This window comes from Mycobacterium sp. Soil_C_30 (genome assembly GCF_057656995.1).
On the sequence record NZ_JBDGJH010000037.1, the window covers coordinates 1 to 13972 of the forward strand.

Here is a 13972-nt window from a genome sequence, read left to right on the forward strand (position 1 = left end):
GATCCCGACGAGGCCGTCGCCAAGGTCAAGGATTACGTGGACTGGGGCCTCAACCACCTGGTGTTCCACGCCCCGGGGCACGATCAGCGTCGTTTCCTGGAACTGTTCCAGCGGGATCTGGAACCGAGGCTGCGGAAGCTGGGCTGAGGCGCAGAGAGCGATTGTCGTTGTTGACTTCCAAGGCAGAATGGCAGCAGTGTCGTGCAGCCCACGAGGTGGTGGCTCAACTTGGTTCGCGGCCGAGCCCGCGCCCCGAAGTGACACTACGCTTCGATGTGAATCGAGCACTCGCGCACAAGGCGGACCGCGAAATGCGCGACATCTTCCTCGCGCTGGCGGTCACTGAGATGGCTAGCGAGATTCAATTGAGGTACACCAAGGTCGGTGACACCGCGCGAGAGCAACACACCTCGCTTTCGGCGGAATACGTGCAGCGCCTGAGGCAAACGTTGCTAACGCTCAGCATCGATCTGACATCTACAACGACGGATGTCCCAGCGTGGTAGAAGCGCCACCGTGGGGATCCCACCGTTCTACGTTGTTTATCCTCGCGACGATGACGACGAGCGACAGATCGAGTTCACTGAATCTCCGGTCCAGGCGGTCCGACGACCTGGCCCGCCTTGGCAGAGCAGATACCACGCTCCGAGACATCATCTCGACTGTCGCCGTCCGACCATCGCCCTAGCCGGCCCCAAATCCCTCTGGACGAGCGTTTGTAACCGTGGTTACATACTGGCATGGGCACGGACGGTGAGGTCGGTGAGTGGGTGCTGCTGAGTTACCGGTTGCCCCGCGAGCCGTCGACGCCGCGAATCACCGTGTGGCGCAAGCTCAAGAAGCTGGGTGTGGCACAGCTTTCCGACGGCGTGGTGGCGCTGCCGGCGGATGCCCGCACTCGTGAGCAGTTCGAGTGGCTTGCCGAAGAGGTCACTGAATCGGGTGGTCAGGCCGGGGTGTGGGTGGCCCGCCCCACGACTGCGGCGCAGCAGCGACAGCTGGCCGCTGAGATGGCCGAGGCCCGGGCGGACGAATACCGAAGCTTGACCGAGGCCGCAATCGCTGCGCACTCGGATGGCGGCGGCGCGGCCGCGGTGAAGCGCCTGCGCACGCGCTGGCGGGAGATCACCCGCCGCGACTTCTTTCCGCCTCCGGAGCGTGAGCAGGCGCGGCAAGCCTTGCGCACGCTGACGGAAGAGGCGCTGCCGCGCGGCGATGAGCAGGAGGCGCGGCGATGAAATGGGCTACCCGCGCCGGCATCCACATCGACCGCGCCGCTTGTGCTTGGTTGATCCGCCGATACATCGACCCTGAAGCGGAGTTTCTGTTCGTCAGTGACCCTTCCGAGGTTCCCGACGACGCCATCGCCTTCGACATGCGCGGCGTTGAACTTTCCCACCATCACGGCGACTGTTCGTTCGAGACCATCCTGCGCCGTTATGAATTGACCGACCCGGTGCTGTGGCGCATCGGCGAGATCGTGCACGAAGCCGACCTGGACGACGGCCGCTACGACGCGCCCGAAGCCCCCGGCTTGGACACCGTGCTGCGCGGACTCTCGATGACCGGCACCGACGAGGACACGCTGACCGTCGCTACGGCGATCTTCACCGGACTCTACGAGTTTCACCGCCGCAGTCTCATGCTCGGGCGAGAACCCTCATGAGCGATCTGGGACACCAAGTACGTCGGCTACGGGCCGCGCGCAGCGGATGGGGCGCTCGGTCGTGGCTCGCAGTGGCGGTCAGCCGCAATCCGCTGATCGGTCGCCAGCACCGGTATGAGGCCTGGGTGGTCGTCGCATCGGTGCTGCTTCTCGTGGTCGCCGCGGTGCTCAGCGCGGGCGTCGGCGCTGCGGTGTACTCGGCTCGTGTCGAGCACTACCGGGCCGAGAAGACGTCGTGGACTCTCGTGTGGGCCAAGGCAACTGAGTTCAGTGCGATGCCGGTGGACACCCATCAATCGACCCATCATGTTCATGCTTGTTGGCTGGCTCTTGGCCGGCAGCGCTGCGACACCATCGACCTCCACCACCCGGTCACCCCAGGCGAGCAGGTGCCGATCTGGATCGACCGCCAAGGCCAGTATCTGCGCACTTCGGATCCGGCGCGGCAGGCACTCATCGACGCCTCGATCACGGCATTCATCATGTGGTGCGCACTGGCCGCCCTGATCGCCGCGGTCACCACATCCTGGTGGCGGACGCTGGCCCGAGCGCGTGATTCAGGCATGGACGCCGAACTGGTGCTGCTATTCGCAACAGAAAAAGGTCGAGGCGACCACGGCCCAGGTCAGTAGGTCTGTTTCTCGAGGGAGCAAGCCGAACTTCAATCGACCGTGGGTCCAGGCGCCGACACGTGAGGTCCTAGCTTTGACTCATACCGTCCGCGCACTCCATTCGGCGGTTCGCTCAGGCGTCGCCTCGGCAAGTGCTTTGCGAGTGCGATCCGCATCGAAGTCCTTGCCGTACACCGGTGTTCCGGGTTGCTGGCGCCATGATTCCGAGATCGGCCCGGCGTCGACGGGGTCGAATCCGAGTTGGTCGACGACGCCGTGGACCAATTCGCGGCCAGCTCCGTCTTCACCGGCGATCGGCAACGCGATGCGGTTGGGTGTCCCGCTGGGAGTGCCGCGTTCGAGCAGGTGCTTCCAGAAGATTCCGTTGAACACCTTGTACACCGGCGCCCCGATCTGCTCTGCCACCCAGGCGCTCTCGGTCTGACCGTCCTCGATCGCCGCGATCTCACCGTCGCGCTGCTGCGGGTAGTAGTTGTTGGTCTCGATAACCGGGGCACCCGGCTTGCGCGCAGCGACGATGCCGTCGGCGAGGTCGGGCACATTCTTCTGCGGGATGCTCACGATCACCAGGTCGGCGTCGGATGCGGCGTCCTTGGCCCACACCGCCGTCGCTCCGGTTTCGCTCGCCAGGTCGGAGAGCGTCTCGGGTGAGCGCGAGTTCGCCACGGCTACGTCGTGTCCGAGTGCGCTCAGTCGGCGCACCAGTGTGCCGCCGATATGACCCGCTCCGATGATTCCGATCTTCATGAGCCGCCTCCGTATCGAGTTTCCGTACGACTGGTGTCAACGTCTGGGAAGCGGCCAACATTCCGGTGGTGTTCCCGGTGCAGGGAGAGTTGAGTAACGAAAAAGATTGTGTCGCAGCTGACTACCACCAAGCGATCATGGCGTGCTTGCAGGTTGGCCCGGGACGAGAGATGAGGGAGGGGTCTATCGCCATCGTCATACGGCGGTAGGCACCCCGGAACCTTCTCGCTAGATGGATTGGGTCAGGTCTGCGGGCCCGCGGCGCAAACGTAGGTCGGCCTCGATACGGGCGGCGGTATTGGTCATCGCGCTGATCAACGCCGACTCGTACTCCTCGGGACGCGAAGATGTGTGCATCACCGAGAGGTTCAGTGCAGCTACCGGGTGCTGTGAGCGATCGTATACCGGAACTGCGTAGGCGCAGAGGCGTTCGTCGAACTCCTGGTCGAGCACAGCCCACCCACGGGCGCTGATCTCGCGAATACTTTTGCGTAACAGTGACTTCGAGGTGACGGTCATATCGGTGTACTTGGCGATCTCGACACCCTTGAGGTATTCGTCGAGTTCGTGGTCGGTCAGCGCACTCAAGAGCACGCGACCGGTCGAGGTGATCCAGGCGGGAAAACGGGTGCCGGTCGAGACGTTGAGCATGAACAGGTTCTCCGCGCGCGCGTGTGCGACGTAGACGATCTCGGAACCGTGCAACACCGTGAGGCCGGCGTCGAGGATCGAAAGCGGGGTGTCGGCCCCCACCTTCGAAATGAGGTCGGTCAGATGTGGCAGTACGGTCGCTGACAGCGGAGCTGACGTCAAATAGGAGTACCCCAGCTCGAGAATCTTGGGAGTCATGGCGAAGTAGCGCCCATCGGCGCGCAGGTACCCCAGGTCCACCAAGGTGAGGATGAATCGACGGGCCGCGGCACGGGTCAATCCGGTGGCCTCGGCGACGTCCGCGATGGTCTGCCGATCCCGGGACTCACTGAAGGACTGGATGACAGCCAGTCCGCGTTCGAGCGATTGCACGTAGTGGCGTTCGCGCTCGTCTTCCATCGGATTCTCTTCTCTGTGTCTCGCCACGTGTGAGTCGGCCACTTAGAACATACCGGGCCGACAGCCCGCTGACGTGCGCTCTGCGCTGGTGTTCGCTCTGCGTGCAGATGGCTATCTGATCGCACGAGCTCAGGCCCCTATTGACGACCGCAACGTCGGTAGGCACACTAGGGCGGGCGCATAACGACGTAACGGGCGCATTGCGAACAAATCCCTGTACCGCTCGGGGAATGGAGGATCAGATGAGTAGGACGCGCGTGGCGATTGTGGGTGCCGGTGCGCTTGGCCTGTCGACGGCGTTGCACCTGGCCGAGGCGGGGCAGTTCGAGGTGACCGTAGTGGAGGCTGAACACATCGCCGAAGGGTCGTCGAGCCGGTCGATAGGGATCATCGAAACCCAGTACGTGAACGAATTCGACATCGCGGTGCGCGCGTTCGGGCTTCGATTCGCCAAGAAGTTGGCTGTCACCGACGGTCTGCACTTCAACACCAACGGTTATCTGCGGCTGGGGGATTCGGAACAGGCGCTCGAAAGCTACGCCCGCAGTGTCGACCTACAGAGGAAACACGGGGTCGATGACGCCCGCGTGCTGGACAAAGCCGAGATCGCCAAGCTCATCCCACACTTGGAGATGGGCGACCGGATCGGAGGCCTGTACGGTCCCAGCGACGGTTACGTCGACGGACATCTGTTCTCCAATGCAATGGGCGACATCGCGCGTCGCAACGGAGCGACGATTCTCCAGAAGGCCAAGCTGCTGGGAGCCACCTCGGGCAGCGGTGGAGAATTCCTACTGCAGACCACCCGCGGCGAGGTCGTCGCCGACATCGTCGTCAATGCCGCCGGGGGATGGGCCGGCAAGGTCGGAAACCTCCTCGGTGCGCCGGTGACGCTGAATCCGCAACGTCACCAAGCAATCACGGTGACGTTGAGCAAGCCGCTGGGGTACGTCATGACCTCGGTGATGGACTATGTGCCCGGTAGCGGGCGCGCCGGTCTGTACTTCCGGCACGAGAACGAGTTCTCCCTGTTCGCTGGTTTGCATACCGAGGAGACCATTCAGGACGCCAGCGACCCCGATAGCGTCTCCTACAACGCCGATGAGCCGTTCACCGAGCAGATCGCCGAGGCACTCGCAGAGCGCCTGCCGAAACTCGACGGCGCAGGGATCGGCCGCGGCTGGGCCGGCATGTACCCCATGTCGTTCGATCAGCAGCCTGTCGTGGGGCCGCACCCGGCCAACCCGCGGGTGATCTGCGCAATCGGTGCCGGCGGCAACGGTATTCAGCTGTCCCCGGCCATCGGCCTGACGGTGACCGAGTACCTGCAAGGTCTCACGCCGACATTGGCGGGTCCCGGATCCAAGTGGGATCCCGCCCGTCTCGCATCATCCGATCCGGCAGTCGCCGGAGCCAACCTGCAAGGAGCACAACAGTGAATGCACGCGTGAATTACGCCAGCACGCATACCGACGCGGACACAGGGGCGGCTTTCGAAGCCGCGCTGGAGAAGGGCCGCACCACCGGCGGCACACTGGCGCATCTGATCGGCGGCCGCGCGATCGACTCCGGCGAGGTGTTCACCCGCGTCAATCCGGCGCATCCCGGCGAGGTTGTCACGCGGGCCCACGCGGCCGACGAGGCGCTGGTTGCCGATGCAGTGGCCGCAGCCAAGGAGGCGCAGAAGGATTGGCGCCGGACCTCGACGATCAAGCGCGCCGCTGCACTGCGCGCCGCACAGCAAGACTTCGAGGACCGCTTGATCGAGATCGCCGGCATCCTGTCAGCCGAGACAGGGAAGTCGAGGCTGGAGGCGCTCGGGGAAGCTCAGGAAGTCGTCGATCTGGTCGACACGTACACCACGCAGTTCGAGAAGTCGGGTGACTTCCGCACGCGGATGAACACCGCCGACCCCAACGAGGAGAACACCGACCTGCTGCGTCCCTATGGGGTGTTCGCCGTGATCGGTCCGTTCAACTTCCCGGCCGCTCTCAACATCGGGATGGCAACGGCTGCACTCTTGATGGGCAACACCGTGGTGATAAAGCCCAGCGACAAGGCGCCGCGCTCCGGCGCGATCGTGACCGAGATCCTGGCCCGGCACACCCCTGCCGGCGTGGTCAACCTCATCCATGGGGGCGCGGCCACCGGTAAGGCGCTGACTGCCGCGCCGGTCGACGGTATCGCCTTCACCGGGTCGGCCGACATCGGGTGGAACATGGTCCGGGCGCTCAACGACGGCCCGTTCGGCCGGCCGGTGCTGGCCGAGATGGGCGGCAAGAACGTCACGGTGGTCTCGAGCAACGCCGACATCGACGCCGCGGCCGAAGGGGTGGCCCGGTCGGCGTATGGGCTGTCGGGGCAGAAGTGCTCGGCCTGCTCCCGTGTGGTGGTACAGGCCGACGTGCACGACGACTTCGTGGCGAAGCTGGCCGAGCGAGTGCGGGCGCTGACCGTATCAGCGCCCGAAGACGCAAATGCCTTCATGGGCCCCGTCATCGACCAGGCTGCCGTGGACCGTTTCGAGGACGCGGTGGCGTCCGCGCGCGCCGCCGGAGCCACCATCGTGGGGGGAGACCGGCCCGACCGGGAAGGCTACTTCGTCAATCCCACCGTGGTTTCCGAACTGCCCGTCGGGCACGAACTCACCCGCAAAGAGCTGTTCCTGCCGTTCGTCACGGTCACCAAAGTGGATTCGTTCGACGCCGCCATCGACGAGGCCAACGCGGTTGATTACGGCTTGGCCGCCGGGGTTTTCAGCGCCGATGAGAACGAGGTCGAGGACTTCCTAGACCGCATCGAGGCCGGCGTGCTCTACGTCAACCGCCGCACCGGGGCCACCACCGGCGCCTGGCCCGGCATCCAGACGTTCTGCGGATGGAAATCCAGCGGTTCTTCGGGCAAGGGCGGCCTCGGCCCGTGGTACCTGCAGGGCTTCGCGCGCGAGCAGAGCCGCACCCTCCCGGTCGGCAAGTAACTCAAACAACCGTTATCACCTAGGAGAATCGCATGTCACTGACCAAGATCGAAGAGCAGGTCGTCGGGGCCAAACAGGGCTACGCCGGTATCGTCAAGCAGGGTCAGATCATTCGCCTCACCGACGTCGAAGGCAAGCAGGTCATCGATTTCGTCGTCTGGAACAACAACGATCGGCGAGAGAAGCTGTCGGCAAGCTACTCACGCTCCCGTTACTTCGCGCCGCAGGGATCGGAGTATCTGCCGCGCAACACCATCGGCGAAGGTGACTGGGTGATGTCGACCAGCTGCCGTCCGCTGATGACGATCCTCAAGGAAACGGCCGAGCGCAAGGGTGTGCACGATCTGCATCACCGGATGTGTAACCGCTTCATGATGAATGTCTTGGGTGGGGTGGATGTGGACGGCTGCCACGAGATCATCGGCAAGGCCATCGCGCCGTTCGGCGTCGACTACTCCGAGGTGCCCGATCCCATGAACGTCTTCATGAATTACCCCTACGACGTCGAGCGTGACGGGTTTTTCATCAACGAGCCCATCACCAAGGCAGGCGACTACATCGAGTTCCGTGCCGAGATGGACGTGTTGGTCGCCTTCGCCAACTGCCCCGAAGACATCACGACCGCCTGCAATGCGGGCAACTGCACGCCGGTCAAGGTCGAGATCTTCGAAGACTCCGACGCCGAACCGTTCCCGGTGCTCGACCACTACGAGTGGCTGCACCAGGAGCTTCGCAAGCGTGGCCGCGTCATCGCGAAGACCGGTCTGTAGACCACCATGACCCAGACACGCGCGAATGCGCCTCGGCCGGCGAACACACCCGCCGGGGCCGCCAGCATCGCTCGGATCTCACCCACGTTGTCGCCCGAGCGGACGGCTCTGATCCTGATCGACTTCCAGAACGAGTGGTTTCACCCCGAAGGTGCATACGCCCGCACCGGATTCGACATCTCACACATGACACGGACGGTCGAACCCACCGTCGAGCTCGTCGACTTCTGCCACGAGCATGACATCCCGGTCATCTGTCTGACGTATGTATGCCGGGGCCGGATCGACGGCGGGCCGGTCTTCGACAAGCGGCCGGCGCTGCGTGACGACGGTGGTAAAGGGCTGCGGGAGGGCACATTCGGGGTGAAGGTGATCCCGGAGCTGCCCCTGTCCGCAGAGAAGTACGGCGACTGGTTCATCGAGCGCAAGAGGATGAGCGGTTTCTACCAGACCGGGCTCGAGCAACTCCTTCGCGATCTCGGCCGCGACACGGTGCTGATCACCGGAGTGGCCACGGGATCGTGTTGCGAATCAACGGCTCGTGACGCCAACTTCCGCAATTTCAACGCGGTGATGGTGCATGACTGCCTCGGAACGATCGGCGGCACCACGTTGCACCCGATCACCAAGGAAGAGCATCACGTCACCGCCGAAGAGATGCACTTCGCCTCACTGCGCAACTGCCAGATGATCGTCTGTGACGTGCTGAGCAGCCAAGAGTGCATGGCTGAGCTGAGTGGCGCGGGAGATGGCGAACTCGCCTGACCTGAGCGGGTGCCGGGATCGCGTGCCCCTGGAGCGCGGTCCCGGCACCAGTAGCGCGGGTCCGTCAACGCTCTGAAAAGAACCACCTTCACTCATGGAGAGACTCGCACTATGCCACGCACCGATGAACGGCTGTATCAGCGCGCACTCGAGGTCATGCCCGGCGGGAACACCCGCTCCACGTTGTTCGTCGCCCCACACCCACCGTATGCGGTGCGCGGCGAGGGGGCGGAGGTCACCGACGCCGACGGGCACGTGGTCATCGATTGCAACAACAACTACACCGCGTTGATCCACGGTCACGCCGACCCCGAGATCCTGCACACCGCGCGTGAAGTCGCGACTGCTGGAACTGCATTCGGTCTGCCGACCCGTTACGAGGTCGAAATGGCGGAACTGCTGCGGGAACGGACCGGCGGCATCGCGCAATGGCGGTTCTGTAACTCCGGCACCGAGGCGGTGATGATGCTCATCCGCGCCGCACGGGCCCATACGGGACGCGACATCATCATCCGCTTCGAAGGCAGCTACCACGGCACCTACGACGCCGCCGTCTCGTCCACCGCCAAAGGGGTTCCCGCCAGCCTGGGGGACTCGGTGATCGAAGTGCCACAAGCGGACATCGATGCCGTTGAGCGTGCCTTGGATCATCACCGAGGCCGCGTCGCTGCCGTACTCATCGACCTGATGCCCAACCGCGCCGGCCTCAACCCCGCCGATGCGCGCGACGTCGCCCGGCTGGTCGAACTCACCCGTGCGCACGACGTCCTGCTCGCAGTGGACGAGGTCATCACCTTCCGTCTCGAACCCGGTGGCCTGCATGCCCGCTATGGTCTGCAGCCCGACCTGGTCTCGCTGGGAAAGGTCATCGGCGGCGGATTCCCCGTCGGGGCCGTCGGCGGTAGCGCCGAGGTCTTGTCCTCCTTCAGCCCGTTGGCCGACGGGCCGGTGGCATGGGGAGGCACTTTCAGCGCCAATCCCGTCACCATGGCCGCGGGCATGGTGGCTCTGCGCCGACTCACGGCCGAGAGCATCAACAACCTCAACGCGCGCGGAGATGCTCTGCGCGGCAGGCTCAATCAGCACGGGGTCACCGCGAACGGCAGCGGCTCATTGATCCGGCTGATCGTCGATCACCCCGGTGCCGCGTGGTGGGAGCTCTACCGCGCTGGTGTGCTGGCAGGCACCAACGGTCTGTTGGCCTTGTCGACGGCCATGACCGACGAGCAGGTCGCGGCCATCGGTGACATCGTGATCGGCGTGTGCGGCCCCCGGATGCGCTGATCCAGCTGAACCACGAGTCGACCGAGCTGGGTTTGACGTTTCGAAGGCCGACGACATTCGGCTTCGGACAGAGTTATCGACCGATCGGTGCGCTGCCGCCCTGGTGCGGTAGGCGGGCTCTCGAGACGGCCGGGTGGGCCCGCCGCCGGTGGTGCTACGGCTCGAAATCCGGTCCGTCACAGCACACTAAGCAACGGCGCGCAGGCATCGAGCACTGCGCGCCGTTGGTGACAGCGGGGGCGGTTCAGTCCGGCGTCGGAGTCGCGATGTTCGTCGCTTCCGATCGGCCGTGGCGCTGCCGGCGTTCTTCCTCGAGCTCCTGAGCGGAGGGCAGCCGTCGGCGTGCCAGTTTGGCGTCGACAGTCACGATTTCCGGGGCCGTGACGGCATCGTGGTTCGCTGGTGCCAGGCGAGGGCCGGCTTCTGGGAACACGTACCTGGGCTCCGGGAACAGCCACAATGCCACGTAGTAAACCGAACCGCTGACGAGGAAGGACAGGAAAAAGCTGACGTCGATCCCACCGGCGATGTTCTGCAACGGCCCGGAGATCAGCGCCGTGTGCGCGGTCAGCAGGCCCAGTGCCGCCCCGATGAACCAGGCGACCATGCTGCGGACGTTGAAGCCACGGGTGAACCAGTACGCGCCGCCTTCCTGGCCGCGGTTGAACACCTGCAGGTCCTCGACGAGGTAGTGACCCCGGCGGGTCAGGTAGCCGACCAGCAGGATCGACACCCACGGTGCGGAGAGTACGAGGATCAATGTGGTGAAGGCATTGACGGTGTCCACGAGATTGAAGACGAACCTGCCGAGGAACACGAGCACGATCGAGATGGCGCCGACCGCGACGGTGGCTTGCATCCGGTTCAGCCGGGGAATCACCGAGGAAAAATCCAGGCCCGTTCCGTACAGCGAGGAGGTGCTGCCGCCGAGGCTCCCGCCGATGAGGACGACGATCAACGGAGCCACGTACCACGCGGGGGAGATCTCGACCAGGCCGGCGATGTACGCCGCGGCGTCGGGCACCAGCGATGCGGTGGCGGCACCGAAGATAAATGGGATCAATGACGATATCTGTGCCACGATGACGGCGAGGCGCAGGTGTCGAGCCGGAAACCGTTGTGGCACATAGCGAGACCAGTCACCCAGGAAAGGGCCGTAGGAGATGGGGTTGGCCATGACGATGAGCAGGGCTGCAACCCAGGTGGTCCAGAAACCGCCGAGTAGATACTCGCCGGTTCCGCTGTACCCGAAGTCCATTCGTCCGCCCAGCGCCACGAAACCCAGGGCCATCAGGATCAGCATGGCCGGGGCCAGGAACTTGTTGGCGGCCAGCAGCCAACGGTAGCCGACGACGCAGATGGCAAAGGTGGCCAACGCTGTCAACCCGTAGGCGATGGCCGCGGTGAGGTTGGTGGCCAGGCCCGGATCCACCAGCCCGATCGCGGCCACCACGGCATCGCCACACACCCACACCGACAGCGTGAAGAACGTGATGGCGACCAGCAACGACAGTATGGACCCAACCACCCGGCCGGTGACACCAAAATGTGCACCCGAGGACACGGCGTTGTTGGTATGGGATCGCTGACCGATGGAGGCCAGCGGCGCCAGTAGCAGGGCGCCGATCCCCACGCCCACCACGATGGCGGTGGTGGCCGCGGCGAAGCTCAGCCCCAACGCGATGGGCAGTGTTCCGAGCAGCACCGTGGCGGTGGTGAGCACCGAGCCGGTGGCGATCCGCAGGAAGTCCCATGGAGTCGAGGTGCGAGCCTCGGGCGGGATCGGTTCCACGCCGTAGGACTCGACGAGCGGTTTCTGCGCAGACGGTGAATGTGGTTCGGGCATCGTGGCTTTCCGGAAGGAGAAGGGGTCAGGTGAGGAACTGTTCGCGACGCAGGGCGGCCTCGAGACCGTCGAGCATCGCGTTGAAGAGCACGGCGCCGTCATCAGCGGTGACATATCGGGCGTCGTTGACGATGCCGCTGGGCGGCACAGCGTCCTTCGGGGTGGGCAGAACGTCGTAATTGCGAGGAGTGAGATCCCACGGCGGGGGAGCGTCGCCGACTCGATCGGGTGCCAGGTGGCGCATGATGGCGGTCTCGAGGAGACCGCCGTGGTCAGCTGCCCAGTTCACCCCGCCCGGAAACGTCGCGGACAGGATATCGGCGTCGATCAGTTCCCATGGTGCATCGAAAACCACAGAACGACACGGTGTTTCCCGTGTCGCCTCGTAGACGGCATCCCACAGCACGGACGCGTTCTCGTAGTGGCCGGTGAGGACCACCAATTTCCGGGCGCCCGCCGCGACGACGCCTGCGACGATCTCGCTGACCGCACTGAAAAGGGTGGGAATGCGCAAGGCAGGCAGGGGAAACACGTCGCCGCCGCCGGAGCGGGGTCGCGAGGTGGCGCCGTAGGGGAGCACGGGCAACGCGATACCGGAAGCGCGGCGGGCCAGTTCGTGTGCCATGGCCGCAGCGATCACGGTGTCGGTATCTGCGGGCAGATGCGGTCCGTGTGCTTCAAATGATCCGATCGCCAGGACGGCGGGGCGTCCGGACCCCAGCTGTTCGTGCAGGTGTGGCCACGTGCCGGTGAGATCAGTCATGATGGGCGGCTCCCTCGAGTGCACCGCTTCCCTCACTCGAGACATCGTCGAGTGGGCGTCCGCTGGTTTCTGGTGCCCACAATATGCACATCAGCAGTCCGGATCCGACGACGGCGGCGCCGATCAGCATGGTCGGGCGGGTGCCGATGGACTCCAGCAGGATCGGGAGCAAAAAGGTGCCGGCGGTGGCGCCGATGCGGGTCATGGCGGTGGCGAATCCTACTGCGGTCGCGCGGATGTGGGTGGGGAACAACTCGTTCGGGTAGGACCACGACAACACGTTCGTGGGTCCGGAGACGAAAGCGTAGAAGCAGAAACACGCCACCACCAGCGCTGCCGCCTCGAGGGGAACCATCCCCAGGATCAGCAGGGGCAGGGTCATGAGGGCGAATGACCAGATGTAGAGGCGCCGGCGTCCCACCGTCTCTGCCCAGCGCAGCACCGGTAGGCAACCCAAGAGGAAGAGCAGACTGGTCAGGGCGGACCCCAGGTAGCTCGCGTTGCCGTGGTCGAGCCCGAATGACAGCAGAATCGTCGGTTCGAAGGTGAGGATCACGAAGAAGGCGGTGGTCTGTGCGGTGTAAGGGCCAGTGGCGAAGGCGGTTCGGCGGAGGTATCGCCGGGAGAAGAGCTCGCGGAGCCGGCCTTGCCCTTGTGCACCGGAATCAACAGAGGTCAAACCGGAGAGGGTGGCGTCGGGTCCGTACACGTCGCGGATGATCTGCAATGCCTCGTCGCGCCGACCTCTCGAGAGCAGCCACCGAGGCGACTCCGGCATTCCGACGCGCAGGATCAACGTGATCACCGCGGGGATGACAGCACTGCCCAGGACCCACCGCCACGCTCCGTCGCCGGCCCCCGCAACGATGAAATAGCCGACGACGTAGGCGGTGACGGCGCCACCAAACCACGACATGACCAGGAGACCGATGCCGCCGGCCCGGTGTTTGGTGGGCATCCATTCGGTGACCATGGTCATCGCCAGGGGGTAGTCGGCGCCGACAGCCAGGCCCACGATCAACCGCAGCGCTATCAGTTGCCAGGCCTCGGTGACGAAGAAGGTGAGCAACGCTGCGACAGCGAAGGCCACCAGGTCGATGGTGAACAACGTGTGCCGACCGACCCGGTCACTGAGCCAGCCGAAGATCAAGCTCCCGCCGAAGATGCCCACCAGGGCGGCAACGGCCATGACGCTCAGCAGCATTGACGACAACGAAAACTCGTTGATCACACCGGGGATGGCGACAGCCATCGAACTGAGCAGGTACCCATCGAGGAAGGTGCCGCCCGAACACTGCCAGCGCAACTTGCGGTGGAACCCGAGTATGGGTGAGTCGTCGATCACTGAATTGCCGGTCATATCGCGCAGATCCCTTCAGTGTGCGCACTGCGCACAAAAGTGCGTTCTAGTGGTGCACAAGTGTGGGCGCCGGTGCGTGGGTGTGTCAAGCGACACATCCGGCGAATTTACC

At 64.6% G+C, this 13972-nt stretch carries 13 protein-coding genes and 1 pseudogene; 9 read left to right on the forward strand and 5 right to left on the reverse strand.

Going from position 1 to position 13972, the window contains the following annotated elements:
* The 4 genes and pseudogenes from AC3A6P_RS35050 to AC3A6P_RS35065 form a co-directional block, all read left to right on the forward strand.
* A pseudogene (locus AC3A6P_RS35050) lies at positions 1–147 on the forward strand (glucose-6-phosphate dehydrogenase (coenzyme-F420)); the annotation flags it as partial.
* A 593-nt stretch (positions 148–740) separates the two neighbouring features.
* Positions 741–1238, forward strand: a complete 498-nt coding sequence (locus AC3A6P_RS35055; protein ID WP_487697143.1) for a Chromate resistance protein ChrB — start codon at positions 741–743, stop codon at positions 1236–1238.
* Positions 1235–1666: a chromate resistance protein ChrB domain-containing protein gene (locus AC3A6P_RS35060; RefSeq protein ID WP_487697145.1), complete on the forward strand. Its 432-nt coding sequence runs from the start codon at positions 1235–1237 to the stop codon at positions 1664–1666. Before AC3A6P_RS35055 ends, AC3A6P_RS35060 begins: the two co-directional genes overlap by 4 nt.
* Entirely contained in the window at positions 1663–2298 is a 636-nt protein-coding gene (locus AC3A6P_RS35065) for an Rv1733c family protein (RefSeq protein WP_487697147.1), read from the forward strand. Before AC3A6P_RS35060 ends, AC3A6P_RS35065 begins: the two co-directional genes overlap by 4 nt.
* Positions 2299–2376: 78 nt before the next feature.
* Here AC3A6P_RS35065 and AC3A6P_RS35070 read toward each other — a convergent pair whose 3' ends face one another.
* The gene (locus AC3A6P_RS35070; RefSeq protein ID WP_487697207.1) at positions 2377–3060 is read right to left on the reverse strand and encodes an NADPH-dependent F420 reductase; all 684 of its coding nucleotides are present in this window, start codon (positions 3058–3060) and stop codon (positions 2377–2379) included.
* Between the two features lie 213 nt (positions 3061–3273).
* A complete protein-coding gene (locus AC3A6P_RS35075) occupies positions 3274–4095 on the reverse strand; it encodes an IclR family transcriptional regulator domain-containing protein (protein WP_487697149.1) in 822 nt (273 codons plus the stop codon).
* Between the two features lie 242 nt (positions 4096–4337).
* Between AC3A6P_RS35075 and AC3A6P_RS35080 the strand changes: the two genes are divergently transcribed.
* From AC3A6P_RS35080 to AC3A6P_RS35100, 5 genes are all read left to right on the forward strand, one after another.
* The gene (locus AC3A6P_RS35080) at positions 4338–5534 is read left to right on the forward strand and encodes an NAD(P)/FAD-dependent oxidoreductase (protein WP_487697150.1); all 1197 of its coding nucleotides are present in this window, start codon (positions 4338–4340) and stop codon (positions 5532–5534) included.
* Complete coding sequence (locus AC3A6P_RS35085; RefSeq protein ID WP_487697151.1) at positions 5531–7072, forward strand: aldehyde dehydrogenase family protein; 1542 nt, start codon at positions 5531–5533, stop codon at positions 7070–7072. Before AC3A6P_RS35080 ends, AC3A6P_RS35085 begins: the two co-directional genes overlap by 4 nt.
* A gap of 32 nt (positions 7073–7104) precedes the next feature.
* The gene (locus AC3A6P_RS35090) at positions 7105–7842 is read left to right on the forward strand and encodes a DUF1989 domain-containing protein (RefSeq protein ID WP_487697153.1); all 738 of its coding nucleotides are present in this window, start codon (positions 7105–7107) and stop codon (positions 7840–7842) included.
* 6 nt (positions 7843–7848) lie between these two features.
* Positions 7849–8607, forward strand: a complete 759-nt coding sequence (locus AC3A6P_RS35095; RefSeq protein ID WP_487697155.1) for a cysteine hydrolase family protein — start codon at positions 7849–7851, stop codon at positions 8605–8607.
* Positions 8608–8718: 111 nt separating this feature from the next.
* Positions 8719–9891 carry an aspartate aminotransferase family protein gene (locus AC3A6P_RS35100; protein ID WP_487697157.1) on the forward strand — a complete coding sequence of 391 codons (1173 nt, stop codon included), beginning with the start codon at positions 8719–8721 and terminating at the stop codon, positions 9889–9891.
* A 244-nt stretch (positions 9892–10135) separates the two neighbouring features.
* On the opposite strand, the gene AC3A6P_RS35105 is transcribed toward AC3A6P_RS35100, so the two are convergent.
* Genes AC3A6P_RS35105 through AC3A6P_RS35115 form a run of 3 tightly spaced genes read right to left on the reverse strand, consistent with a single transcriptional unit; the run spans position 10136 to position 13860 of the window.
* Positions 10136–11737, reverse strand: coding sequence for a purine-cytosine permease family protein (locus tag AC3A6P_RS35105; RefSeq protein ID WP_487697158.1), 1602 nt, complete (start codon positions 11735–11737; stop codon positions 10136–10138).
* A 25-nt stretch (positions 11738–11762) separates the two neighbouring features.
* Positions 11763–12500, reverse strand: a complete 738-nt coding sequence (locus tag AC3A6P_RS35110; RefSeq protein ID WP_487697160.1) for a creatininase family protein — start codon at positions 12498–12500, stop codon at positions 11763–11765.
* The gene (locus tag AC3A6P_RS35115) at positions 12493–13860 is read right to left on the reverse strand and encodes an MFS transporter (RefSeq protein ID WP_487697162.1); all 1368 of its coding nucleotides are present in this window, start codon (positions 13858–13860) and stop codon (positions 12493–12495) included. Before AC3A6P_RS35115 ends, AC3A6P_RS35110 begins: the two co-directional genes overlap by 8 nt.
* Positions 13861–13972: the final 112 nt, after the last annotated feature.